General features: G+C 72.0%; 24 protein-coding genes. 13 read left to right on the forward strand and 11 right to left on the reverse strand.

Annotated features, from left to right (window positions below):
• The first annotated feature begins 119 nt into the window (after positions 1 to 119).
• On the forward strand, positions 120 to 1,109 hold the full coding sequence (gene moaA / locus J7F03_RS32810) for a GTP 3',8-cyclase MoaA (RefSeq protein WP_214955989.1): 990 nt from the start codon (positions 120 to 122) through the stop codon (positions 1,107 to 1,109).
• 39 nt (positions 1,110 to 1,148) lie between these two features.
• On the opposite strand, the gene J7F03_RS32815 is transcribed toward moaA, so the two are convergent.
• Both J7F03_RS32815 and J7F03_RS42145 read right to left on the reverse strand, forming a co-directional pair.
• A complete protein-coding gene (locus J7F03_RS32815; RefSeq protein ID WP_214955991.1) occupies positions 1,149 to 1,421 on the reverse strand; it encodes a hypothetical protein in 273 nt (90 codons plus the stop codon).
• A 136-nt stretch (positions 1,422 to 1,557) separates the two neighbouring features.
• Positions 1,558 to 1,890: a DUF3099 domain-containing protein gene (locus J7F03_RS42145; RefSeq protein ID WP_214955992.1), complete on the reverse strand. Its 333-nt coding sequence runs from the start codon at positions 1,888 to 1,890 to the stop codon at positions 1,558 to 1,560.
• A gap of 185 nt (positions 1,891 to 2,075) precedes the next feature.
• Here J7F03_RS42145 and J7F03_RS32825 point away from each other — a divergent pair, with 185 nt between their 5' ends.
• Positions 2,076 to 2,354, forward strand: coding sequence for a GlsB/YeaQ/YmgE family stress response membrane protein (locus tag J7F03_RS32825; protein WP_214955993.1), 279 nt, complete (start codon positions 2,076 to 2,078; stop codon positions 2,352 to 2,354).
• Between the two features lie 82 nt (positions 2,355 to 2,436).
• On the opposite strand, the gene tyrS is transcribed toward J7F03_RS32825, so the two are convergent.
• The 3 genes from tyrS to J7F03_RS32840 all read right to left on the reverse strand — a co-directional run bounded on the left by tyrS (position 2,437) and on the right by J7F03_RS32840 (position 6,709).
• Positions 2,437 to 3,702 carry a tyrosine--tRNA ligase gene (gene tyrS, locus J7F03_RS32830; protein ID WP_214955994.1) on the reverse strand — a complete coding sequence of 422 codons (1,266 nt, stop codon included), beginning with the start codon at positions 3,700 to 3,702 and terminating at the stop codon, positions 2,437 to 2,439.
• A 95-nt stretch (positions 3,703 to 3,797) separates the two neighbouring features.
• Positions 3,798 to 5,189 (reverse strand): metallopeptidase TldD-related protein, encoded by a 1,392-nt coding sequence (locus J7F03_RS32835; RefSeq protein ID WP_214955995.1) that lies wholly within the window; start codon positions 5,187 to 5,189, stop codon positions 3,798 to 3,800.
• Entirely contained in the window at positions 5,186 to 6,709 is a 1,524-nt protein-coding gene (locus J7F03_RS32840) for a TldD/PmbA family protein (protein WP_214955996.1), read from the reverse strand. The genes J7F03_RS32835 and J7F03_RS32840 overlap by 4 nt, the downstream gene beginning before the upstream one ends.
• A 183-nt stretch (positions 6,710 to 6,892) precedes the next feature.
• On the opposite strand from J7F03_RS32840, the gene fabG reads away from it, so the two are divergent.
• The 3 genes from fabG (at position 6,893) to J7F03_RS32855 (ending at position 9,027) form a co-directional block, all read left to right on the forward strand.
• Complete coding sequence (fabG, locus tag J7F03_RS32845) at positions 6,893 to 7,612, forward strand: 3-oxoacyl-[acyl-carrier-protein] reductase (protein ID WP_214955997.1); 720 nt, start codon at positions 6,893 to 6,895, stop codon at positions 7,610 to 7,612.
• Between the two features lie 5 nt (positions 7,613 to 7,617).
• Positions 7,618 to 8,391 (forward strand): enoyl-ACP reductase FabI, encoded by a 774-nt coding sequence (gene fabI, locus J7F03_RS32850; protein ID WP_214955999.1) that lies wholly within the window; start codon positions 7,618 to 7,620, stop codon positions 8,389 to 8,391.
• A gap of 213 nt (positions 8,392 to 8,604) precedes the next feature.
• Entirely contained in the window at positions 8,605 to 9,027 is a 423-nt protein-coding gene (locus J7F03_RS32855; protein WP_214956002.1) for a hypothetical protein, read from the forward strand.
• A gap of 25 nt (positions 9,028 to 9,052) precedes the next feature.
• On the opposite strand, the gene J7F03_RS32860 is transcribed toward J7F03_RS32855, so the two are convergent.
• Positions 9,053 to 9,727: a FadR/GntR family transcriptional regulator gene (locus tag J7F03_RS32860; protein WP_214956005.1), complete on the reverse strand. Its 675-nt coding sequence runs from the start codon at positions 9,725 to 9,727 to the stop codon at positions 9,053 to 9,055.
• 140 nt (positions 9,728 to 9,867) lie between these two features.
• Between J7F03_RS32860 and J7F03_RS32865 the strand changes: the two genes are divergently transcribed.
• The 4 genes from J7F03_RS32865 (at position 9,868) to J7F03_RS32875 (ending at position 12,295) form a co-directional block, all read left to right on the forward strand.
• On the forward strand, positions 9,868 to 11,169 hold the full coding sequence (locus tag J7F03_RS32865; protein ID WP_214956007.1) for an MFS transporter: 1,302 nt from the start codon (positions 9,868 to 9,870) through the stop codon (positions 11,167 to 11,169).
• A gap of 5 nt (positions 11,170 to 11,174) precedes the next feature.
• The gene (locus J7F03_RS41540) at positions 11,175 to 11,294 is read left to right on the forward strand and encodes an SGM_5486 family transporter-associated protein (RefSeq protein WP_251072844.1); all 120 of its coding nucleotides are present in this window, start codon (positions 11,175 to 11,177) and stop codon (positions 11,292 to 11,294) included.
• A gap of 160 nt (positions 11,295 to 11,454) precedes the next feature.
• The gene (locus J7F03_RS32870; RefSeq protein ID WP_214956009.1) at positions 11,455 to 11,655 is read left to right on the forward strand and encodes a hypothetical protein; all 201 of its coding nucleotides are present in this window, start codon (positions 11,455 to 11,457) and stop codon (positions 11,653 to 11,655) included.
• Between the two features lie 121 nt (positions 11,656 to 11,776).
• Positions 11,777 to 12,295, forward strand: a complete 519-nt coding sequence (locus tag J7F03_RS32875) for a histidine phosphatase family protein (protein ID WP_214956011.1) — start codon at positions 11,777 to 11,779, stop codon at positions 12,293 to 12,295.
• A gap of 146 nt (positions 12,296 to 12,441) precedes the next feature.
• Here J7F03_RS32875 and serB read toward each other — a convergent pair whose 3' ends face one another.
• On the reverse strand, positions 12,442 to 13,641 hold the full coding sequence (serB, locus tag J7F03_RS32880; RefSeq protein ID WP_214956013.1) for a phosphoserine phosphatase SerB: 1,200 nt from the start codon (positions 13,639 to 13,641) through the stop codon (positions 12,442 to 12,444).
• 352 nt (positions 13,642 to 13,993) lie between these two features.
• Between serB and J7F03_RS32885 the strand changes: the two genes are divergently transcribed.
• Positions 13,994 to 16,498, forward strand: a complete 2,505-nt coding sequence (locus J7F03_RS32885) for an FHA domain-containing protein (protein ID WP_251072860.1) — start codon at positions 13,994 to 13,996, stop codon at positions 16,496 to 16,498.
• Positions 16,499 to 16,608: 110 nt separating this feature from the next.
• Here the strand turns inward: J7F03_RS32885 and J7F03_RS32890 are convergent, their stop codons facing one another.
• From J7F03_RS32890 to J7F03_RS32900, 3 genes are all read right to left on the reverse strand, one after another.
• Positions 16,609 to 17,280 carry a transglycosylase SLT domain-containing protein gene (locus J7F03_RS32890; RefSeq protein WP_214956018.1) on the reverse strand — a complete coding sequence of 224 codons (672 nt, stop codon included), beginning with the start codon at positions 17,278 to 17,280 and terminating at the stop codon, positions 16,609 to 16,611.
• A gap of 295 nt (positions 17,281 to 17,575) precedes the next feature.
• Positions 17,576 to 18,688, reverse strand: a complete 1,113-nt coding sequence (locus J7F03_RS32895; RefSeq protein WP_374104423.1) for an S-adenosylmethionine:tRNA ribosyltransferase-isomerase — start codon at positions 18,686 to 18,688, stop codon at positions 17,576 to 17,578.
• A 5-nt stretch (positions 18,689 to 18,693) separates the two neighbouring features.
• A complete protein-coding gene (locus tag J7F03_RS32900) occupies positions 18,694 to 19,467 on the reverse strand; it encodes an SDR family oxidoreductase (protein WP_214956020.1) in 774 nt (257 codons plus the stop codon).
• 191 nt (positions 19,468 to 19,658) lie between these two features.
• Here J7F03_RS32900 and J7F03_RS32905 point away from each other — a divergent pair, with 191 nt between their 5' ends.
• From J7F03_RS32905 to J7F03_RS32915, 3 genes are all read left to right on the forward strand, one after another.
• Positions 19,659 to 20,801: a GAF domain-containing sensor histidine kinase gene (locus J7F03_RS32905; protein WP_214956022.1), complete on the forward strand. Its 1,143-nt coding sequence runs from the start codon at positions 19,659 to 19,661 to the stop codon at positions 20,799 to 20,801.
• Positions 20,794 to 21,456 (forward strand): response regulator transcription factor, encoded by a 663-nt coding sequence (locus J7F03_RS32910; RefSeq protein ID WP_214956024.1) that lies wholly within the window; start codon positions 20,794 to 20,796, stop codon positions 21,454 to 21,456. Before J7F03_RS32905 ends, J7F03_RS32910 begins: the two co-directional genes overlap by 8 nt.
• 112 nt (positions 21,457 to 21,568) lie before the next feature.
• Positions 21,569 to 21,814, forward strand: a complete 246-nt coding sequence (locus tag J7F03_RS32915) for a chaplin (RefSeq protein ID WP_214956057.1) — start codon at positions 21,569 to 21,571, stop codon at positions 21,812 to 21,814.
• Positions 21,815 to 22,081: 267 nt separating this feature from the next.
• Here the strand turns inward: J7F03_RS32915 and J7F03_RS32920 are convergent, their stop codons facing one another.
• Positions 22,082 to 22,861: a hypothetical protein gene (locus J7F03_RS32920; RefSeq protein ID WP_214956026.1), complete on the reverse strand. Its 780-nt coding sequence runs from the start codon at positions 22,859 to 22,861 to the stop codon at positions 22,082 to 22,084.
• Positions 22,862 to 22,957: the final 96 nt, after the last annotated feature.

Here is a 22,957-nt window from a genome sequence, read left to right on the forward strand (position 1 = left end):
GTCTCGTTCTTTCGGGCGCCCCTACGCGCCACACCCGTCGCGTAGGCTCGGATACGGCGCGAGCGCTCTATCCATGGCTCGGCAAACCTCTACGAACCGGACAGGGGAGGGGGCCCACAGTGCTTCTCGACACCTACGGCCGCGTGGCCACTGACCTGCGCGTCTCGCTCACCGACCGGTGCAATCTGCGCTGCACGTACTGCATGCCCGAGGAGGGCCTGCAGTGGCTCGGCAAGTCCGATCTGCTGACCGACGACGAGATCGTCCGGCTGATCGACATCGCCGTCACCCGGCTCGGCATCAAAGAGGTCCGCTTCACCGGCGGCGAGCCCCTCCTGCGCCCCGGCCTCGTCGGAATCGTGGAGCGGTGCGCGGCCCTGGAGCCCCGCCCCAAGATGTCGCTGACCACCAACGGCATCGGCCTCAAGCGCACCGCGCAGGCCCTCAAGGCCGCCGGCCTGGACCGGGTGAACGTTTCTCTGGACACCCTGCGTCCCGAGGTCTTCAAGACCCTCACCCGGCGCGACCGCCACCACGACGTCATCGACGGCATGGCCGCCGCCCGCGAGGCCGGCCTCACCCCCGTCAAGGTCAACGCCGTGCTCATGCCCGGGCTGAACGACGACGAGGCCCCCGACCTGCTCGCCTGGGCCGTGGAGAACGAGTACGAGCTCCGCTTCATCGAGCAGATGCCCCTCGACGCCCAGCACGGCTGGAAGCGCGACGGCATGATCACCGCCGGGGACATCCTGGAATCCCTGCGCACCCGCTTCACGCTCACCGAGGAAGGCTCCGAGGAGCGCGGCTCCGCCCCGGCCGAGCGCTGGGTCGTCGACGGCGGCACGGCCACCGTCGGAGTCATCGCGTCCGTCACCCGTCCGTTCTGCGGCGCCTGCGACCGTACGCGCCTGACGGCCGACGGCCAGATCCGCACGTGCCTCTTCGCCACCGAGGAGTCGGACCTGCGCGCGGCCCTGCGCTCGGACGCCCCGGACGAGGAGATCGCCCGCCTGTGGAAGGTGGCGATGTGGGGCAAGAAGGCCGGGTCCGGCCTCGACGACCCGACCTTCCTGCAGCCCGACCGCCCGATGTCGGCGATCGGCGGCTGACGCCCCGCCCCGAAGGACGGTCCGGAGGGCTCGCGGCGGCTACGGCCGCTGCGAGCCCTCGGGCTGTACCCACTCGTCGAGCTTCACGACGTCCTTGAGGAAACCGCGCACCCCCAGGAACTGGGAGAGCTGCTCGCGGTGTTCCTCGCACGCCAGCCACGTCTTGCGGCGCTCGGGGGTGTGCAGCTTGGGGTTGTTCCACGCCAGGACCCAGGCGGCCGCGTCGCGGCAGCCCTTGGCGGAACAGGTGGGTGCGTCGTTCCCGGCGGCAGGCGTGCGGGGCGTGTCGAATGCGTCGTCAAGGGGAGTCACGGCTCAACCCTAAGACGGAAAGACGACGCCGAGCAGCCACGGGGGGAGCTGCCCGGCGTCGGTCCGTCACTCCGACGGGGGATGCGGAGCGCGTAGGCAGTATGTCACGCAGGACCCTGTGCGGTGCACTGGAACGTCATGATTGATCTGAGCTTTTCTTGAGGTTTCCCTCGCCCAGCGCGGGGTGCACCGGAGTCGGCACGAAGTGCGACGGCAGGGAGGGCGTCGACTCGCGCCCCGCGTTGGCGATGACCACCGCCACGTACGGCAGAAGGGCGCCCGCGACGAGCGTCACGATGGCCACCGGGCGCTGCACGTTCCACAGGAGGACCGTCGCGACGACCGACAGGGTCCTGATGACCATCGAGATCACATACCGGCGCTGGCGACCCCGTACGTCCTCGGCGAGGCCCATCCGCGCCCCCGTGATCCGGAAGACCTCGGACCCGTTCCGCTTCGTCCGCTCCACAACCCACCACCCGATCGACGGCCGACCGCCGGACACTCCCCGGCCCGGACCCTCCCACGGTACGCCGCCCGCCCGGGGCCGGGCAGAGGGGGTGTCCCCCGAATGGAGCCGTCCGAAATGCGCGGTAGGCCGGACGAGCCGAGACTGGGCCCACATGCGTACAACGCGCCAGGAGGAGGCTCGACATGGGTTGGTTGTGGGCGATCATCGTCGGTTTTGTACTGGGTCTGATAGCCCGGGCGATCCTGCCGGGCAAGCAGCACCAGCCCCTGTGGCTGACCACGATCTTCGGCATCCTCGGCGCGGTGCTCGGCAACGCGGTGGCCACGTGGATCGGCGTCAACGAGACCAAGGGCATCGACTGGGTCCGGCACTTGCTGCAGCTTGCCGGAGCAGTCGTGGTCGTCGGTCTCGGTGACCTGGTCTACAACGCGGTCCGGGGCGACAAGCGGCGGATGACCTAGACGAAGGACGAGGCATGGCGCGGGGGCCGGCCCGGACAGTGCGTCCGGACCGGCCCCCGCGTCGCGCGCGGTACGGGCCCCGCTATCCGGTGACCTCGACCGCGGCCAGGTTCTTCTTGCCGCGGCGCAGCACCAGCCAGCGCCCGTGCAGCAGGTCCTCCTTGGCGGGGACCGCGTCCTCGGCGGTGACCTTGACGTTGTTCACGTAGGCACCGCCCTCCTTCACGGTCCGGCGGCCGGCCGACTTGCTGGCGACCAGTCCGGTCTCCACGAGGAGGTCCACGACCAGGCCCGGCTCGGCGACCTCGGCGTGCGGCAGCTCGGACAGGGCCGCGGCCAGCGTGGCCTCGTCCAGGTCCGCCAGCTCGCCCTGGCCGAACAGCGCCTTGGACGCCGCGATGACGGCGGCGCACTGGCCGGCGCCGTGCACCAGCGTCGTCAGCTCCTCCGCGAGCGCCCGCTGGGCGGCGCGCGCCTGCGGCCGCTCGGCGGTCTGCGCCTCCAGCTCCTCCAGCTCCTCGCGGGACTTGAAGGAGAGGATGCGCATGTAGGTGGAGACGTCCCGGTCGTCCACGTTCAGCCAGAACTGGTAGAACGCGTACGGGGTGGTCATCTCCGGGTCGAGCCAGACGGCGCCGCTCTCGGACTTGCCGAACTTGGTGCCGTCCGCCTTGACCATCAGCGGGGTCGCGATGGCGTGGACGTGCGCGTCCGGCTCCACCCGGTGGATCAGGTCGAGACCGGCGGTCAGGTTGCCCCACTGGTCGGAGCCGCCCTGCTGCAGCACGCAGCCGTGGCGCCGGTACAGCTCCAGGAAGTCCATGCCCTGGAGCAGCTGGTAGCTGAACTCCGTGTAGCTGATGCCCTGGTCGGACTCCAGCCGCTTGGCGACCGAGTCCTTCGTCAGCATCTTGTTGACGCGGAAGTGCTTGCCGATGTCCCGGAGGAACTCGATGGCGGACATGCCCGCCGTCCAGTCCAGGTTGTTCACCATGACCGCCGCGTTCTCGCCCTCGAAGGACAGGAACGGCTCGATCTGGGAGCGCAGGCGCGTCACCCAGTTCGCGATGGTCTCCGGGTCGTTCAAGGTGCGCTCGGCGGTAGGCCGCGGGTCACCGATCTGCCCGGTGGCCCCGCCGACCAGCGCCAGCGGACGGTTGCCCGCCAGCTGGAGCCGGCGCACGGTGAGGACCTGCACCAGGTGCCCCACGTGCAGCGAGGCCGCCGTCGGGTCGAAGCCGCAATAGAACGTGACGGGACCGTCCGCGAACGCCTTGCGCAGCGCTTCTTCGTCGGTGGACTGGGCGAAGAGCCCGCGCCACTTCAGTTCGTCGACGATGTCCGTCACGGTTCTGGGTCTCCTTGGCGAGGTGGAACAGAGAGCTGAGGGGTTCCCCGCCAGTCTAGGCGGGGAAGGTGCGCACCTCAGACCCCTTTACGTGATCAGACTCCCTTGCTGACGGAGCTCATGTTGAAGTCCGGGATCCGCAGCGCCGGCATCGCGGCCCGGGTGAACCAGTCGCTCCACTCGCGCGGCAGGGTCTTCTCTGTCCGGCCGGCCTCCGAGGCCCGTGACAGCAGGTCCACGGGGGACTCGTTGAACCGGAAGTTGTTGACCTCGCCGACGACCTGCCCGTCCTCCACCAGGTAGACGCCGTCCCGGGTCAGACCCGTGAGCAGCAGCGTGGCCGGGTCCACCTCGCGGATGTACCACAGGCAGGTCAGCAGCAGACCGCGCCCGGTGTCCGCGACCATCTCCTCCAGGGACTTCTCGCCGCCCCCGTCCAGGATCAGGTTCCCGAACGTCGGGGAGACCGGCAGCCCGGTCAGGCCCGCGCTGTGCCGGGTCGAGGTCAGCCGGGCCAGCTCGCCGTCCTTGATCCACTCGGTCGCCGGGACCGGCAGGCCGTTGTCGAAGACGGACGCGTCGTCGCCGGAGCTGTGCGCGATCACGAACGGCGCGGACTCCAGGCCCGGCGCGTTCGGATCGCTGCGCAGGGTCAGCGGCAGCGGGGACAGCCGCTCGCCGAGCCGGGTGCCGCCGCCGGGCTTGGAGAAGACCGTGCGGCCCTCCACCGCGTCCCGGGCCGACGCCGACCACATCTGGTAGATCAGCAGGTCCGCCACGGCCGTGGGCGGCAGCAGGGTCTCGTACCGCCCGGCGGGCAGGTCGATCTTCCGCTCCGCCCAGCCGAGCCGTACGGCCAGCTCCGCGTCCAGCACGGTCGGGTCCACGTCCTTGAAGTCCCGCGTTCCGCGGCCCGCCCAGGCGGAGCGCAGCCGGTCCGGGGACTTCGCGTTGAGCTCCAGGGTGCCGTTGGGCTGGTCGTGGCGCAGGCGCAGCCCCGTAGAGGTGCCCATGTAGCTGGAGACCAGCTCGTGGTTGGCGAAGCCGTACAGCTCGCGGCCGCCCGCGCGGGCCCGGGCGAAGGCCTCGCCGAGGGCCGGGGCGAAGTCCGCGAAGACCGCCGAGGAGGTCTCGGCCGGGGCGTCGGTGAAGTCCGGCAAGGACGGGGTGCCGGTGACCAGCGGCTGTGCGTCCTCCGCCGGTCCGGCGCCGCGCGCGGCCGCCTCGGCGGCCCGGACCAGCGGCTCCAGGTCCTGCGCCGTGACGGCGGAGCGCGAGACGACCCCCGAGGCCGTGCCCTCCTTGCCGTCGACGGTGGCGATGACGGTCAGGGTCCGGCCGCGGGTGACGCCGTTCGTGGTGAGCGCGTTGCCCGCCCAGCGCAGGTTGGCCGTCGACTCCTCGTCGGCGATGACGACGCAGCCGTCGGCGGTGGACAGCTCGAGCGCCCGCTCGACGATCTCGTGGGGACGGGTTCGCGGGCTCATCGGCCGGCCTCCTGCGTGGTGTTCAGGATGTTCACGTCGCGGAACAGCGCGGACGGGCAGCCGTGCGAGACGGCCGCGACCTGGCCCGGCTGGGCCTTGCCGCAGTTGAAGGCGCCGCCCAGGACGTACGTCTGCGGGCCGCCCACCTTCTCCATCGAGCCCCAGAACTCGGTGGTCGTGGCCTGGTAGGCCACATCGCGCAGCTGCCCGGCAAGCTTCCCGTTCTCGATCCTGAATGCCCTCTGCTGGGTGAACTGGAAGTTGTAGCGCTGCATGTCGATCGACCAGGAGCGGTCGCCGACCACGTAGATCCCGCGCTCCACCCCGCCGATCAGGTCCTCCGTCGACAGTCCGCCCGGATCCGGCCGGAGCGAGACGTTCGCCATGCGCTGGACGGGCACGTGCCCGGGGGAGTCGGCGTAGGCGCAGCCGTTGGAGCGGCCGAGGCCGGTCAGCTTCGCGATCCGCCGGTCCGTCTGGTAGCCGGCCAGGGTGCCGTCCTTGACCAGGTCCCAGCTCTGCGCCTCGACGCCCTCGTCGTCGTACCCGATGGTGGCCAGCCCGTGCTCCGCCGTCCGGTCGCCCGTCACGTTCATGATCGGGGAGCCGTAGGACAGCTTGCCCAACTGGTCGAAGGTGGCGAAGGAGGTCCCCGCGTACGCCGCCTCGTAGCCCAGCGCCCGGTCCAGCTCGGTGGCGTGGCCGATGGACTCGTGGATGGTGAGCCACAGGTTGGAGGGGTCCACGACCAGGTCGTAGCGCCCGGCCTCGACGCTCGGCGCCCGCATCTTCTCGGCGAGCAGGCCCGGGATCCGCTCCAGCTCGGAGTTCCAGTCCCAGCCGGTGCCGGTCAGGTACTCCCAGCCGCGCCCGGCCGGCGGGGCGATGGTGCGCATGGAGTCGAACTCGCCGGTGGTGGCGTCGACGGCGACGGCGGTGAGCTGCGGGTGGACGCGCACCCGCTGCTGGGTGGTGCTGGTGCCCGCGGTGTCGGCGTAGAACTTGTTCTCGTGGACGGCCAGCAGCGAGGCGTCCACGTGGGCCACCCCGTCGGCCGCGAGCAGCCGCGCGCTGAAGTCGGCGAGCAGCGCCGCCTTCTCCGTGTCCGGCACGTCGAAAGGGTTCACGTCGTAGGCCGAGACCCACGTCTTGTCGGCGTGCACCGGCTCGTCGGCGAGCTCGACCCGCTCGTCGGAGCCGGCGGCCTTGATCACCTGCGCGGAGAGCTTCGCCATGGCCACGGCCTGCGAGGCCACCTTGGCGGCGCCGTCCATGGTCAGGTCCACACCGGAGGCGAACCCCCAGCTGCCCCCGTGCACCACTCGGACCGCGTAGCCGAGGTCGGTGGTGTCGGACCCGCCGGAGGGCTTGGCGTCCCGCAGCCGCCACGAGGCGCTGCGGATCCGCTCCAGACGGAAGTCGGCATGGTCGGCGCCCAGCGCGCGGGCCCGGGCGAGCGCCGCGTCGGCGAGCGCCCGCAAGGGCAGCGCGGTGAAGGCCGCGTCGATGGAATGGGGCACGGAGGTCCTCCCGGAGTCGGGGCAGATGGCACGATCATGTCGCGCCACGGGTTGCCGTGCCTACATCTTTCTGTAGGGACTCGACAGAGCCCGTACCGAGGCGCTGTCGGAGCCGATTCTCCGTATGGGGTACATGACCTATAGGTTTTTGGTATTCAAACCGCTAGTCGAAAGGGTGATCCGTTGAGCCGCTCGGTTCTCGTCACCGGAGGAAACCGGGGCATCGGCCTCGCCATCGCCCGAGCCTTCGCGGAGGCCGGCGACAAGGTCGCGATCACGTACCGGTCGGGTGAGCCCCCGGCGGAGCTCACGGCCCTGGGCGTGCTTGCGGTTCGCTGCGACATCACCGACTCCGAGCAGGTCGACCAGGCGTACAAGCAGGTCGAGGACGCGCACGGCGCGGTCGAGGTCCTGGTCGCCAACGCGGGCATCACCAAGGACACGCTGCTGATGCGCATGTCCGAGGAGGATTTCTCCTCGGTCGTCGACACCAACCTCACCGGCACCTTCCGCGTGGTCAAGCGCGCGAACCGCGGCATGCTCCGCGCCAAGAAGGGCCGCGTCGTCCTGATCTCCTCGGTCGTCGGTCTGCTCGGCTCGGCCGGCCAGGCCAACTACGCGGCCTCCAAGGCCGCGCTGGTCGGCTTCGCCCGCTCCCTCGCCCGTGAGCTGGGCTCCCGCAACATCACCTTCAACGTCGTCGCCCCGGGCTTCGTGGACACCGACATGACGAAGGTGCTCACCGACGAGCAGCGTGCGGGCATCGTCGGCCAGGTGCCCCTGGGCCGTTACGCGCAGCCCGAGGAGATCGCGGCTGCCGTCAGCTTCCTGGCGTCCGACAACGCCGCGTACATCACCGGAGCCGTCATTCCCGTTGACGGCGGATTGGGCATGGGTCACTGATCACCATGAGCGGAATTCTCGACGGCAAGCGCATCCTCATCACCGGGGTGCTGATGGAATCGTCCATCGCCTTCCACACCGCCCGGCTGGCCCAGGAGCAGGGCGCCGAGGTCATCCTCACCGCGTTTCCGCGGCCGACGCTGACCGAGCGCATCGCACGCAAGCTGCCCAAGCCCGTCAAGGTGATCGAGCTCGACGTCACCAACGACGAGCACCTGGCCCGCCTGGAGGGCCTCGTCCGCGCGGAGCTCGGCGGCCTCGACGGCGTCGTCCACTCCATCGGCTTCGCGCCGCAGGACGCCCTCGGCGGCAACTTCCTGAACACCCCGTTCGAGTCGGTCGCCACTGCCATGCACGTCTCGGCGTTCTCGCTGAAGTCGCTGGCCATGGCCTGCAAGCCGCTGTTCCCGGAGGGTGAGGGCGCCGCGATCGTCGGCCTCACCTTCGACGCGCAGTACGCCTGGCCGCAGTACGACTGGATGGGCCCGGCCAAGGCCGCCCTGGAGGCCACCAGCCGCTACCTCGCCCGTGACCTGGGCAAGGAGAAGATCCGCTGCAACCTGGTCTCCGCCGGTCCCATCGGCTCGATGGCCGCGAAGTCCATCCCCGGCTTCTCCGAGCTGGCGGACGTCTGGAACCACCGCTCCCCGATGGAGTGGGACATGAGCGACCCGGAGCCGGCGGGCAAGGGCGTCGTGGCCCTGCTGTCGGACTGGTTCCCGAAGACCACCGGCGAGATCGTCCACGTGGACGGCGGCCTGCACGCGATGGGTGCCTGATCCGGGCCCGTTCCATCCGTACGGCGGCGGCCGCGCTTCCCTCCAGGGAGGCGCGGCCGCCGCCGTTTCGCGTGGGGCGGCGTGGGCAGTGCGGGGCGGCTCGATCAGATTTGCGCCGTCTCAGCGGATGTTCCCGAGTCGAGAATCGGGACATTTCCCTGCAAACTGACCCCGTCGGGATCTTCCCGGTTCCTGCGGGGAGGAGGTACAGGAGTGATCGCGAGGCGGAGCCGAGCGGTATCGCTGCTGGTCACCTCGGTGGTCCTGACCGGACTCCTGATCCCGGGTGCCGTCGCGCAGTCCGGGGACACCGGCCCCGCTCCCGGCCCGGAGGCCCCGGCCGTCGTCGACCTGGACCGGATCCCCGCCGAGCCGCCCGTGCCCGCGCCGCCCTTGGCCCGGGACCTCTTCGGCGCCGACTGCGACACCCGGATCGCAGGCTCGCAAGTGGTCGCGTACTGCCACAACAGCTATCCGCAGACCGACCTGGTCCGCCTGCACGTGGAGTGCGACCGCTGGTGGGACGTGGACGGGGACGGCGCCGCCGTGGCCGTCCACCCGGCCGGCCGGGTGGAGCTCACCAGCCGCTGCTGGAAGGAAGTCCGCTCCGCCTGGGTCAGCCACCAGAGGCAGTGACGGCTCCAGGTCCCCCTGACGGCTCTCAGGGCTCCCTGCCGAGGCAGACGAACGGATAGCCGGCCGCCTCCGAGGCCGCAGCGTCCCCGTCGCCGCGCCGGATCGCCTCGATCAGCCGGCCGTGGTCCAGGTGGGACGCGGGATCGAGGTCGGTGCCCACGTCGGTGCGCAGCCAGTCGGCCACCAGATCCCCGAGGTCCGCGTACAGCTCGATGAGGACGTCGTTGTGCGAGGCCGCCACCACGGCCATGTGCAGGGCCACGTCCGATGCGATGAACACCTCCGCGTCCCCGCCGGCCCACGCCTCCTCGCGCCGCGCCAGCAGCGCGTCCAGCTGTACGAGGTCCCGCTCGGACCGCCGCTCCGCCGCGAGGCGGGCCGCCGAGGACTCCAGCGTCGAGCGCAGCTCCGCGATGTGCCGGGGGTCGGCGCCGGCGAAGCGGCGGTGCATCACGCCGGCCAGCTCGCTGGTGGCGATGACGTACGTCCCCGAGCCCTGGCGGATGTCGAGGAGTCCGTTGTGCGCGAGGGCCCGGACCGCCTCCCGCACGGTGTTGCGGGCGACTCCCAGCAGCTCCACGAGCTCCGGCTCGGTGGGGATGCGGGACCCGACCGACCACTCGCCGGTGGTGATCTGGTTCCTGAGCTGGGCGATCACCTGGTCGACGAGCGCGGATCGCCGGGGCGAGGTCAGCGGCATGCGGTCGGGGTTCCTCTCGGGGCGGGGACGGGGACGGGGGCAGGCGAAGGGCTGCGGGGCCGCGGGTGTGACGGCGGATACGTTCGGCGATACGGCTTCGGGGTGGACAATCAATCATCCCATGATTCTATGATGGTTGAATGTCCGACGAAGAAATCCAGACCCTGAACCGGCCCCAGGCCGCGCGCACGGCGCCCCCGCAGCCACTTTCCACCCCCGCCACCCCGCAGCCTGCGTGGCTCGGACCCGTGCTCCTCGTCGGCATCGTGCTGGCCGCCCTCAACCTGCGGCCCGCCATCACCAGCCTCGGCGCCCTCTTCGAGGAGACCCGTACGGGCCTCGGTATGAGCGGCACCGTCGCCGGACTCATCACCTCCGTACCCGCCCTCTGCTTCGCCGTCTTCGGCGTCACCGCGCCCCGGCTCTCCCGCCGCTTCGGACCGGCCGCCGTCGTCTGCGCCGGCATGGCCGCCGTCGCCGCGGGCCTGCTGATCCGGCCCTTCGCGAGCAACGCCGCCGGATTCCTCGCCGCCAGCGCCCTGACCCTGGCCGGCATAGCCCTGACCAATGTGCTCCTCCCGGTCATCGTCAAGCGCTGGTTCCCCGACCGGGTCGGCACCATGACCGGCCTCTACTCCATGGCCCTGGCCGCCGGCACCTCGCTCGCCGCCGCCGCCACCGTCCCGATGACCGAGGCCCTCGGCGGCAGCTGGCGCACCGGCCTGCTGATGTGGGCCCTCCTCGCCGTGGCCGCCGTACTGCCCTGGCTGGCGATCGCCGCAGCCGCCCGCAAGGAGAAGGCGGCCGCCGCCGCCGGACCCGAGGGCCCTGCCCTCCGCGCCGACACCGGCCCGCGCGTCGTCCGCAGCCGCACGGCGTGGGCCCTGGCCTGCTACTTCGGCCTCCAGGCCACCGGCGCGTACATCACCATGGGCTGGCTCCCGCAGATCTTCCGCGACGCCGGAGTCTCCGCCGGCACCGCCGGCATCCTGCTCGCCGTCACCATGGTCATGGGCGTCCCGCTCGCCTTCGTGATCCCCCGCCTCGCCGGCCGGATGAGGAACCAGGGCCCCATCGCCGTCACCCTCGGGCTCTTCGGCCTCGCCGGCTACCTCGGCCTCTACTTCGCCCCCGCCGCCGGAGCCTGGCTCTGGGTCGTGCTGCTCGGCGTCTCCAACTGCGCCTTCCCGCTCGTCATCACGATGATCGGACTGCGCGCCAAGAGCCCGGCCGGCGTCGTCAAGCTCTCCGCCTTCGCCCAGAGCACCGGCTACCTCATCTCCATCCCCGGACCGCTCGTCATCGGCGCCCTCTACCAGCACAGCGGCGGCTGGGACCTGCCGCTGGCCCTCATGGCCGGACTGCTCGTCCCGCAGATCGCGCTCGGCCTGCTGGCGGGCCGGGACCGCACGATCGAGGACGAATGCGGCATGCGAGACTGAACGGCATGTCGCCCGTACTCGAACCGAATCCCCAGAACGGCCACAAGAAGCTCGGCATCGTGCTGGGCGCGATGCTCCTCGTGACCGTCGTCATCTCCGTGATCGCGACCATCGCCTCCCCGTAGCGGCCGCCGCGAGCCTCCATGGTGGGGTTATCCCCCCAACCCCTAGGGGGTCAGGCTCAGGGACAAGTGGGGTGCGTCCCCGATGGGAACCGCGGGCTCGAATCCTTAGATTCGAAGAGCAAGAGCGAGCCCGTCCCACGCGCACCCCACGGAGGCGGCCATGTCGGCCCCCACGCACCTCTCCGCTCCCCGAGCAGTCGGAGCCGATGCCCGCCTGCACTGGTGGGCCCTCGCCCTGCCCGCCCTCGGCTTCGGCCTCATGCTCCTGCTCCTCGCCGGATCCGCCGAGGCCCACGCCGCCTCTGGCGAGGGCTCCGCGCTCGTCCAGGTCACCGAACAGCTGCTGCGCGCCGTCGGCTGACACCACGCCAGGAGCCGGGAGCGCACGGACGCCCCCGCACGCCGGGGCGCGCCTCCCCACCAGCGGCCGAGCACCTCAACACCCTGCGCCCCGTGGCCCGATCCATGCGAAGCTGGGAGCCATGAGCGCCGACACACCCCGCAGGATCGTCCTCCTCCGGCACGCCAAGGCCGAATGGTCGGACGGCACAGACCACGACCGCCCGCTGGCGGAGCGAGGCCGTCACGACGCCCCGGCGGCCGGCCGGAAGCTGGCCCAGACCGGCATCACCTTCGACCTGGCCCTCTGCTCCAGCTCGGCCCGCACCCGCGAGACCTGGAAGCTCGTCGTCCAGGAGCTGCCGCACCGGCCGAAGACCTCCTACGAGGAACGGCTCTACGACGCTTCGCTGGGCGAGCTCATCGCCCTGGTCAACGAGACCTCCGACGAGGTCGGGAACCTGCTGGTCATCGGCCACAACCCCGGTATGCACGCCCTCGCCGACGCGCTGGCCGGGGGCGCGGAGGGGGACACGCTGTCGCGGATGAACCGCAGCGGCTTCCCGACCTCCGCCCTCGCCGTCGTCTCCTTCACCGGCTCGTGGAAGTCCGTGGAGCACGGCGTCGGCACCCTGCTGGACTACTGGACCCCGCGCGGCTGACGAGCGGCGCACCCACGAAACAGCGGGCCCCGGCACGTCCACCGTGCCGGGGCCCGCGCCGTTCGCGAGGGGGAAGCGCCGTTCGCGAGGGGGAAGCGCCGCCGGGAGTCCCTGCCGCCGGGCGGCGTGGACCGCCCGGCCGGGGCCTACCCCAGGTCGGCGGCCTCGACCTCTTCCCGGGTGATCCCCAGCAGGTACAGCACGGCGTCCAGGAACGGCACGTTCACGGCGGTGTCCGCGGCCTGGCGGACCACCGGCTTGGCGCAGAAGGCCACGCCCAGCCCGGCCGCGTTCAGCATGTCCAGGTCATTGGCCCCGTCGCCGATGGCCACCGTCTGGGCCAGCGGTACGCCGGCCTCCGCGGCGAAGCGGCGCAGCAGCCGGGCCTTGCCCGCCCGGTCCACGATCTCCCCGACGACCCTGCCGGTCAGCTTGCCGTCGACGATCTCCAGGGTGTTGGCGGAGGCGAAGTCCAGCCCCAGCCGCTCCCGCAGGTCGTCCGTCACCTGCGTGAACCCGCCGGAGACCACGCCCACCTGGTAGCCGAGGCGCTTGAGGGTGCGGATCAGGGTCCGGGCCCCGGGGGTCAGGCGCACCTCGGAGCGGACCTTGTCCACGACGGAGGCGTCCAGCCCCGCCAGCAGCGCGACCCGGGCGTGCAGCGACTGCTCGAAGTCCAGCTCGCCGCGCATGGCCCGCTCGGTCACCTCGGCGACCTCGGCCTCGCAGCCCGCGTGCGCGGCGAAGAGCTCGATGACCTCGTCCTGGATCAGGGTCGAGTCCACGTCCATGACCACCAGGCGCTGGGCGCGCCGGTGCAGCCCGGCCGAGACCACGGCCACGTCGACGCCGATGTGTGCGGCGGCGGTGGCCAGGGCCGTGCGCAGCGGCTCGGTCTCGGCGCCGGAGACGGCGAACTCCACGGCCGTCACCGGATACTTCGCGAGCCGGAAGATGCGGTCGATGTTGCCGCCGGTCGCGGTGATCCGCGCGGCGACGGCGGCCGTGGACTCGGCGGTGAGCGGGTGCCCGAGGACGGTGACGTGCGAACGGCCACTGCCGCGCGGCCGGTTGTCACCGGTGCCGGAGAGGATCTCGGCCTGTAGTTTGAGCGACTCGGCCCAGCTGTGGACGGTGGCCCGCAGCTCGCCCTCGGTGCCGCCGGCGGGATGGGTGACGAGGGCGCACAGGACGATGCGCCCCCGGGTGACGACCTGCTCGATGTCGACGACGTCGACGGAGTAGGCCGCGAGGGTGTCGAACAGCCCGGCGGTGATCCCGGGACGGTCCTTGCCGAAGATCTTGACGAGGAGGGTGGGGACGTCGGAGGTCTGCGAAGCGCTCATGGTGCCTTCACCGTATCTCCCCGGCCTTCGTGCAAGGACCCCCGTCCCACCTGCCGGAACCGTTTCGTTGCGGACGGGTGCCGGGGCCGCCCGCCCGCGGTGGCGCCCCGACCGCTCCGGCGTGCGCCGGAGCGCCGGGAGGAGCGGCCGGGAAGTCCCGAATCGGACGCTGCGGGCGCTTTCGACCCCCCTCGCCGGAGCGCCGCGGACGCCACGGCATGGCCCGGATTCCCCTTGTGGCCGTGCGCCTGAAATAGTTCCCCCGGATGTTCGCCATCCCTAGACTCCCTGACGTCATGGGGGATTCTCGGGGGACTTAAGTGGGGCTGGAGTGCCGGAACTCGTACTGGAATTGAATGGAAGGACCTGGACGCTCGATCCGTCCAGGTCGTACTCGCTGGGGCGCGACCCCCAGGGAGACGTGGTGATCGATGACGCCCGGGTGTCGTGGCGGCATGCCACCATCGCCTGGAACGGGCGGGGTTGGGGAATCGAGGACCACGGAAGCACCAACGGCACGTATGTGCACGGGTCGAGGGTCCAGCAGGCCGAGCTCGTACCCGGCACGCCGGTGTACCTGGGCAACGCCACCGACGGACCGCGGCTGAATCCGGTCGGCGCGGCCGCCCCGGCGCCGCAGCCGGCCGTGGTGCAGCAGGCGCAGGCGCAGTCGCCGGCGCAGGCGTACGCGCAGCAGCCGCAGGCCCAGCCGCAGCACCAGCCGCAGCCGTCCTGGGAGCACCAGGCGCCGCAGCAGCCGCAGCAGGTACCGCACCAGCAGGCGCCGCAGGCGCAGCCGTTCCCGCACCAGCAGGGCGGCGGCGCTACCCCGGGCTACGGCGACCACCGCAGCCCGACGACGTTCCACCAGCTCGCGCTGGGCCACGTCATCCGGATCGGCCGTGCGCTGGAGAACGAGCTGGTGGTCTCCGACCTCCAGGTCTCCCGCAACCACGCCGAGTTCCGCTCGATGCCGGGCGGCCGCTTCGAGATCCGCGACCTGGGCAGCCACAACGGCACCTACGTCAACGGTCAGCCGCTGGCGAAGTCCGGCACCGCGCTGCTCGGCCCGAACGACATCGTCGGCGTCGGCCACTCGACCTTCCGGATCGTCGGCGACCGCCTCGAGGAGTTCGTCGACACCGGCGACGTCTCCTTCTCGGCCCGCCACCTCACGGTCACGGTCGACGGCGGGAAGCAGATCCTCAAGGACGTCACCTTCGGCGTCCCGGAGAAGTCGCTGATCGGCGTCATCGGTCCCTCCGGCTCCGGCAAGTCGACGCTGCTCAAGGCGCTGACCGGCTACCGGCCGGCCAACGAGGGCGACGTCCTCTACGACAACCGCAACCTGTACAAGCAGTTCGCGGAGCTCCGCCAGCGCATCGGCCTGGTCCCGCAGGACGACATCCTGCACAAGGAGCTGCGGGTCCGCACCGCTCTGAAGTACGCGGCCAAGCTCCGCTTCCCGGGCGACACCGCCGAGTCCGAGCGCGCCGCACGCATCAACGAGGTGCTGCGCGAGCTCAAGCTCGACATCCACAAGGACAAGAAGATCACCGCGCTCTCGGGCGGTCAGCGCAAGCGCGTGTCCGTGGCCCTGGAGCTGCTCACCAAGCCGTCGCTGATCTTCCTGGACGAGCCGACCTCCGGTCTCGACCCGGGCATGGACCGCGACGTCATGCAGCTGCTGCGCGGCCTCGCCGACGACGGCCGCACGGTCCTCGTGGTCACCCACTCGGTCGCCGAGCTGGCCATCTGCGACAAGCTGCTGGTCATGGCGCCGGGCGGCTCGGTCGCGTACTTCGGTCCGCCGGACGAGGCGCTGAACTTCTTCGGCTACACCACCTGGGCCGACGTGTTCTCCGCTTTCGAGAGCTACCGCGACTACGACTGGGCCGGCCGCTGGAAGGGCTCCCAGCACTACCAGCTGTACGCGGCCGACATCGACGCGGTCGCCCCGCAGTCGGTGCAGCCCCCCGTGCAGCAGACCCGCCCGCCGAAGCCGCAGGGCTGGGGCTCCCAGCTCTGGACCCTGATGCGCCGCTACGTCTCGGTCATCGCGTCCGACAAGGGCTTCATCGGGCTGATGCTGATCCTCCCGGCCGTCCTGGGCGTGGTCTCCACGGTCATCCCCGCGAAGTTCGGACTCGCGCCGCCCGTGGCGCCGTCCCGCTTCAACGGCGACGCCGGCACGATCATGCTGATCCTCGCGGTCGGCATGTGCTTCTCCGGTGCCGCGAACTCGGTCCGTGAGCTGATCAAGGAACGTGTCATCTACGAGCGCGAGCGCGCGACCGGCCTGTCCCGGTCGGCGTACCTCGTGTCGAAGGTGATCGTCCTCGGCGTGATCACGGCCGTCCAGGGCGTGATCATCTGCGGGATCGGCTTCTACCCGCGCGACCTGCCCACCGAGGGCCTGCTGATGCCGCCGGCCGTGGAGATCTGCCTGTCGGTCATCGCGCTCGGCTTCACCTCGATGATGTTCGGCCTGGTGATCTCCTCGCTGGTGAAGACCGCCGAGAAGACCATGCCCCTGCTGGTCATGTTCGCGATCGTCCAGGTCGTCTTCACCGGCATCCTCTTCCAGGTCTACGACTCCCCGGGCCTGGAGCAGTTCGCCTGGCTGATGCCGTCCCGCTGGGCGATCGCCGCCGCCGGCACCACGCTGAACCTCGGCGTGCTCATGCCGCCGTGGGACGCGGACAACCCGACCAACACCGACCCGCTCTGGGACGCCACGGTCGGCCAGTGGAGCCTGAACATCACCATCCTGCTGCTCATCGGCGTCGCGTGCGGCTTCGCCGTGCAGCGGCTGCTGCGCCGCCACGAGCCCGAGGTCATGCGCGCGGGCAAGTAGGGGCCACGGCCCCGTACGCACGAGGGCACGAACAGCACGAACGCCTCAGGGCGGCACCCGGAACACCGGGGGCCGCCCTGAGGCGCATGGGGGCTTGTCGCGTCAATGGCCTAGTAGGCGCTGTTGACGTTGTCCATCGAGCCGTAGCGGTCGGCCGCGTAGTTGCAGGCCGCGACGATGTTGGCGACCGGGTCGTACTGGTCGAACTTGGTGCCCTTGATGTGGTACGTCTTGAAGGTCGGGGCGATGACCTGGAGCAGACCCTTGCTGGGGATGCCGTTCTGGGCGTTGATGTCCCAGTTGTTGATCGCCTTCGGGTTGCCGCTGGACTCACGCATGATGTTGCGGTGGATGCCGGCGTAGGTGCCCGGAATGCCTTCCTTCTTCATGATGAAGAGGGCTTCCTTGATCCAGCCGTCCAGGTTGTTCGCGAAGACCGGGGTGCGGGCGGCGGAACGGCTGGCGGCCGCCTTCTGCTCGCGGTCCTTCTTCGCGTCCGCCTCGGCCTTGGCCTTGGCGGCGTCGTTCGCGGTCTTGGCCTGCTTGGTCGCGACGACCTGCTGCGCCGTGAGGTGGTCCTGCACGACCTTCGACTGCGCTCCGTCGACGACCTTGGTCCAGGCCACGGGAGCGGCGGCCACGACCGTCTCGCTCTCGGCGGCACCGGCCGGGACGAGGGAGAAGGCGAGGGCGGCGGCGCCCAGGGTGGCGACACCGGCGAAGGACAGCTTGTGCGCCTTCGTCAGACGACGACTGTGGCCGGGGGTGCTGGTCTCGGTCATGCGTAGCAACCTCTTCGAATAGCGGGGGCCGCAGGAAAGCGCCGCTTGGATCCGGGATCTGCGGCGCTGTGCGACGGGAGCAATTCTTAGCGGTGGCAAAAACTTGTGGCAAAGGTGTGACGTACGAAGCCGCTTAGTGGATCACGGCCGGGCGCCGAGCCCGGAATTCCGGGCCCGGCGCTAGGCGTAGCAGCGCTGACAGGCTCTTTATCTGTCCACTAGGCAACTTCGTAAGTGATGTGCGTCCTATGTGCGGGCTCACATCGGGCACGTAACAATCTCACCGAGAGTTGCGTCAGCAATTCATTGTGTGAGTGCTCTCATCCTTGAGTAGCAGATGCACGTCCCCGAACTCGTGCCAAAGGCATAGACGGGCCGCCGCCTCGGCGTACCCGCGCCGTACGGCCTCCCGCCCGGCGACCGCCTCCAGCATCAGCAGATGCGAGGCCTGCGGCTCGTGCAGCCCGGTCAGCAGCCCGTCCACCACCCGCACCCCGCGCTCCGGCGTCACGACCAGATCGGTCCAGCCCCCGGCGGCCCGCACCACCCCGTCCCCGCCGGCGGCCGACTCCAGTGCCCGCACCGCCGTGGTCCCGACGGCGATCACCCTCCCGCCCGCGGCCTTCGCGGCGTTCACCAGCCAGGCCGTCGTCGCGGGCACCGCGTAGGGCTCGGGGTACGGCGGCTCGTGCGCCTCCTGCGAGGCCACCCCCGTGTGCAGGGTCAGCGGCGCGAACTGCACCCCCCGGCGCACCAGCTCCGCCACCAGCTCCGCCGTGAAGGGCCGGCCCGCGCTCGGCATCTCCGCCGACCCCGCCCCGTCGGCGCCCGGCACGGCGAAGACCGTCTGGTACGCCGACAGCGGCTGGTCCCGCTCCGTGTACCCGTACCGGATCGGCCGCCCGTACGCGTGCAGCAGCGCCGGTACGTCCTCCCGCGACGTCCTCGCCCACCACAGCCGCTCCGCCCCGGCGGCGAGCGGCTCCTCCAGCACGAGTCGCTCCCCGCCCGGCAGCTCCACGACGGCCCCGGCGGGCCCCCCGGGCCGGGGCCGGGTCGTCCCCCGCGCGGCCCGGTCCCGGTCCCGCAGCTCCACCGCCCAGCGGCCGTCCGGGCCCCGGGTGGAGAAGTGCGCGACGACCTCCTCCCCGCCGAGGCGGGCGTCCACGGCGGCCGGCAGCGTCGCCGAGGTGTTCACCACCAGGACGTCCCCGGCCCGCAGCAGCCCCGGCAGCTCCCGGAAGGCGTGCAGCGACACCTCCGCCGCGCCCCGGGAGACAAGCAGCCGCACCGAGTCCCGGCCCAGCCCCGGCCCGCGCTGCTCGGCCGGCACCCGGGCCACAAGGCCTGGCGGTATATCCGTTATATGCAGTCCCTTCTCCCGTAGCGCCCGGTCCCCGCCCACCACCCCGCTCACTGCCCCACCTCCGCGGCCGCCCCGGCCCCCGCGGCCGCCCCGGCCCCCGCGGCCGTCCAGCCCTCCGCCGACCCCGCCGCCAGCCCCTGCGCCGTGTACCGCCCGCTCGGCAGCCGCTCCGCCACCAGCCGCAGCAGCACCGGAGCCACCTCCTCGGGCGCCGGCAGCTCCGTCAGGTCCTCCTCCGGCTCGGCCGCCGCCATCATCCGCGTCCGCATCGAGCCCGGATCCGCCCACCACACGCGCAGCCCCGGCTCCTCGACCGCCAGGACCGCCGACAGCAGGTCCCCCGCCGCCTTGGTCGCCCCGTAGCCGCCCCACGTCGCGTACGCCACCACCGCCGCGTCCGAGCTGACGTTCAGCACCGCCCCCTCGCCGGCCCCCGCCGCCCGGAGCAGCGGCAGCGCCTCCTGGAGCAGCCCCAGCGGCGCCACCACGTTCACCTCGAACGCCTCGCGCAGCCCGTCCAGCGGATGCGCCGCCAGCGGGACCAGCGGCTCCGTACCGAGCACCCCCGCGTTGTTCACCAGCAGGTCCAGCCCGCCCAGCGAGCGCGCCGCCGCCACCAGATCCGCCCGGTGCCCGGCCGAGGACACGTCCCCCGCCACCGCCGTGACCCGCCCGCCCCGCGCCCGCAGCCCCGCCGCGGCCTCCTCCAGCGGCCCCGCGCTCCGCGCGCTCAGCACCAGGTCCCATCCGTGCGCCGCCAGCTCCCCGGCCAGCGCCCGGCCCAGCCCCCTCGACGCCCCCGTCACCATCGCCACAGCCATGACCGCGCCCTCACCTTCCGTACCGATCGGCAGATGCCCCCAACCTAGGAACCGGGCCGTCCCCGCCGCCTCGGCCGTCGGCCGCACCCCGCCACGTCCCTTCGTCCTAGACCCGGGACTAGTCCCCCCCGCCCCCCGGCCTACGACCCGCGACCGATCCCGCAGGTCAGCGCCGCGAGTACGGTGAGGCCATGCATCCCGGACCCCGCGGACCCGGCAGCGGCCTGGCCGCCGTGAGCACCGCGCTGCTCGCCATGAGCCGCCGGCTGGAGGTCCGCGACGTGCTGCGCACGATCGTCGCCTCGGCCCGCGAGCTGCTCGACGCCGAATACGCGGCCCTGGGCGTCCCGGACGACCACGGCGGCTTCGCCCAGTTCGTCGTGGACGGCATCAGCGAGGAGCGGTGGCGGGCGATCGGCCCGCTGCCCCGCCAGCACGGCATCCTCGCCGCGATGCTCCACCAGGACGGCCCCGAGCGACTGGCCGACGTACGCCAGGACCCGCGCTTCGAGGGCTGGCCCGCCGCCCACCCCGACATGTCCGACTTCCTCGGGCTGCCCATCCGGGACGGCGAGGAGACGCTCGGCGCCCTCTTCCTTGCCAACAAGCGCGGCCCGCGGGGCTTCACCGACGAGGACGAGGACCTCCTCTCCCTCCTCGCCCAGCACGCGGCGATCGCCCTCACCAACGCCCGCCTCTACGAGCGCAGCCGCGAGCTGACCATCGCCGAGGAACGCTCCCGCCTCGCCCACGAGCTGCACGACGCGGTCAGCCAGAAGCTCTTCTCGCTCCGCCTGACCGCCCAGGCCGCCGCCGCCCTCGTCGACCGCGACCCGGCCCGCGCCAAGGACGAGCTCCAGCAGGTCGCCGCCCTCGCGGCCGAGGCCGCCGACGAACTGCGCGCCGCCGTCACCGAGCTGCGCCCGGCCGCCCTGGACGAGGACGGCCTGGTCGCCACCCTCCGCAACCAGGTCCGGGTCCTGGACCGCGCCCACACCGCGCGGGTCACCTTCACCTGTGACGGCGTACGGGCCCTGCCCGCGGCCCAGGAGGAAGCCGTCCTGCGCGTCGCCCAGGAGGCGCTCCACAACGCCCTGCGCCATTCCGGCGGCGACCGGATCGACGTCACGCTGACCCGCCGGGAGGCCGGGGGAGCGGTGCTCCGGGTGAGCGACGACGGGGCGGGCTTCTCCCCTCCCACCGTCCGCCGGGCCGGCCGCCACCTCGGCCTGGTCTCCATGCGGGACCGGGCGGCCGGCGTCGGAGGCCGCCTCACCGTGCACTCGGAGCCCGCCGCGGGCACCACGATCGAACTGGAGGTCCCCGGTGGCTGACGCCCCCGACCGGTCCGGCCGCATCAGGATCCTGCTCGTCGACGACCACCAGGTGGTCCGGCGGGGCCTGCGCACCTTCCTGGAGGTCCAGGACGACATCGAGGTGGTCGGCGAGGCCGCCGACGGCGACGAGGGCGTCGCCCGTGCCGAGGAACTGCGGCCCGATGTGATCCTGATGGACGTGAAGATGCCGGGCACCGACGGCATCGAAGCCCTACGGAGGCTGCGCGGGCTGGACAATCCGGCCCGGGTGCTGATCGTCACCAGCTTCACCGAACAGCGGACGGTGGTCCCCGCCCTGCGCGCGGGCGCCGCCGGCTACGTCCACAAGGACATCGACCCCGACGCCCTCGCCGCCGCCATCCGCTCCGTCCACGCGGGCCACGTCCTGCTCCAGCCGGAGGTCGCGGCGGCCCTGATCTCCGAGGAGGGCCACGGTCCCGCGTCGGCCGGACGAGGCGGCAACCTGACGGAGCGCGAGCGCGAGGTGCTGCGGCACATAGCGGACGGCCGCTCGAACCGGGAGATCGCCCGGGTGCTGGTCCTGTCGGAGAAGACGGTCAAGACGCACGTCTCGAACATCCTGATGAAGCTGGACGTCGCCGACCGCACGCAGGCGGCGCTGTGGGCGGTCAGACACGGAGTCACGGAGTGATTCATACGGTCGGGTGTATGTCGCCCACATGGCGTATCCCGTTCGTCTGATGAACGTTCTTCATGGCGTGCCGCGGCGGCTGGCCGCGGCAGACGTACTGGAGGACGAGAACGTGAAGAACTTCAAGAAGGCCACCGCCGTCACCATGATCGCGGGAGGCCTCCTGGCCGCCGGCGCGGGTGTCTCGTCGGCGCACGGCGGTGCGTCGGCGGAGGGCGAGGCCCTGAACTCGCCCGGCGTGGCCGCGGGGAACCAGCTTCAGCTCCCCGTCCACATCCCGGTGAACGTCGTGGGCAACTCGGTCAACGTGATCGGCCTGCTGAACGGCGCCTGGGGCAACACCGGCGTGAACGCCTGACCCCTTTCACGAGGAGGTCCTCGCACCGCCCCGCGTAGCGGCCACACCACCCGGCCCCGCTTCCCCCCTCTCCCCGGGAAGCGGGGCCGTTGCCGTGAGGTGCGGCCAAATCCGGCTCCGCCGCGTTTGAGGCGCGGGGTCTGGGGCGGCGCCCCGGGAAGGCCCGGCGCAGCCTGGGACGCTCGCGCGGCGGCGCCGCACCCGAACCCCGCCCGCCGCACCCGAACCCCGCCCGCCGCAGCCGAGCCGGGACCCCGCACGAGCTCGTTAGCGGAGCCGCTCCTCGACGGCCGAGTTGTACGCCGCGACCAGCGCCCGCCGCGCGACCCGCTCCACGGGCCGCAAGGCCTCCGCCCGCGCCGCCATCTCGGAGGCGGCCACCGCGGCCCCGTGCCCGCGCTCGTACGCCAGCGACACCATCAGGTCCACCCGCTGCGCCATCGACAGCACCCGTACCGCCCGCGCCGGATACCCCGGCGCCAGCGCGTCCCGCCCGGCCTCCGTCCGCGCCCGGTACGCGGACAGCGCCGCCTCCGCCACCGGGCCCGACCCCGCCACGTCCAGCCGGGTCAGCACCACCGCGGCCTCGCGCAGCGCCTCCGCGAGTTCCCGTTCCGCCTCGCCGAGCGACGGCACGTCCGCCGGCGGGGCCTCCCGTACCGGCAGGCAGTGCCAGGTCACCGACACGTGCACGTCGCCGGCGGGCCCGGCCTCGTGGACCTCCGGCACCAGCCCCAGCGCCGCGCCCACCGCCACGACCGCCTCCTCGGCGTCGAGCGCCCGCGCGTTGAACTCCGGCGGCCCGCTCAGCCCGAGCGGATGCCCGGGCGCGGGCAGCGCGACCCGCAGCCCGCTCACTCCCAGGGCCCGCAGCCGCCCCAGCGCGAGCGTGAGCCCCACCGGTCCGGATTCCCTCGGCAGCCCCTCCACCCGGTGCACGGAGTCCTCGCCCACGATCGACAAAACGGCCTCGTCGGGCGAGACGAGACCGGCCAGCAGAGCGTTCCCCCAGGCGGCCAGCCGCCCTGAACGTGGTTCGAAAAGCATCCCCCCACTTTACGGATGGGCCCTGCGACCCGGGCCCGCGCCCGGACCCCTCCCGCAGTGGCGTAGGTTTTCCCCTGGGGCTGCGCCTTCCGGTGC

This window comes from Streptomyces sp. ISL-43 (assembly GCF_018614195.1).
GTDB lineage: Bacteria > Actinomycetota > Actinomycetes > Streptomycetales > Streptomycetaceae > Streptomyces.

Excerpts from the sequence above, each read along its gene's own strand:
- J7F03_RS32860 (WP_214956005.1), bottom strand. The coding sequence starts at position 9,727 with ATGCCGCTGACCTCGCCCCGGCGATCCGCGCTCGTCGACCAGGTGATC.
- fabI (WP_214955999.1), top strand. The coding sequence starts at position 7,618 with ATGAGCGGAATTCTCGACGGCAAGCGCATCCTCATCACCGGGGTGCTG.
- J7F03_RS32875 (WP_214956011.1), top strand. The coding sequence starts at position 11,777 with ATGAGCGCCGACACACCCCGCAGGATCGTCCTCCTCCGGCACGCCAAG.
- J7F03_RS32835 (WP_214955995.1), bottom strand. The coding sequence starts at position 5,189 with ATGAGCCCGCGAACCCGTCCCCACGAGATCGTCGAGCGGGCGCTCGAG.
- J7F03_RS32920 (WP_214956026.1), bottom strand. The coding sequence starts at position 22,861 with ATGCTTTTCGAACCACGTTCAGGGCGGCTGGCCGCCTGGGGGAACGCT.
- J7F03_RS32865 (WP_214956007.1), top strand. The coding sequence starts at position 9,868 with ATGTCCGACGAAGAAATCCAGACCCTGAACCGGCCCCAGGCCGCGCGC.
- serB (WP_214956013.1), bottom strand. The coding sequence starts at position 13,641 with ATGAGCGCTTCGCAGACCTCCGACGTCCCCACCCTCCTCGTCAAGATC.
- J7F03_RS32890 (WP_214956018.1), bottom strand. The coding sequence starts at position 17,280 with ATGACCGAGACCAGCACCCCCGGCCACAGTCGTCGTCTGACGAAGGCG.
- J7F03_RS32900 (WP_214956020.1), bottom strand. The coding sequence starts at position 19,467 with ATGGCTGTGGCGATGGTGACGGGGGCGTCGAGGGGGCTGGGCCGGGCG.
- J7F03_RS41540 (WP_251072844.1), top strand. The coding sequence starts at position 11,175 with ATGTCGCCCGTACTCGAACCGAATCCCCAGAACGGCCACAAGAAGCTC.
- J7F03_RS32870 (WP_214956009.1), top strand. The coding sequence starts at position 11,455 with ATGTCGGCCCCCACGCACCTCTCCGCTCCCCGAGCAGTCGGAGCCGAT.
- J7F03_RS32825 (WP_214955993.1), top strand. The coding sequence starts at position 2,076 with ATGGGTTGGTTGTGGGCGATCATCGTCGGTTTTGTACTGGGTCTGATA.
- J7F03_RS32905 (WP_214956022.1), top strand. The coding sequence starts at position 19,659 with ATGCATCCCGGACCCCGCGGACCCGGCAGCGGCCTGGCCGCCGTGAGC.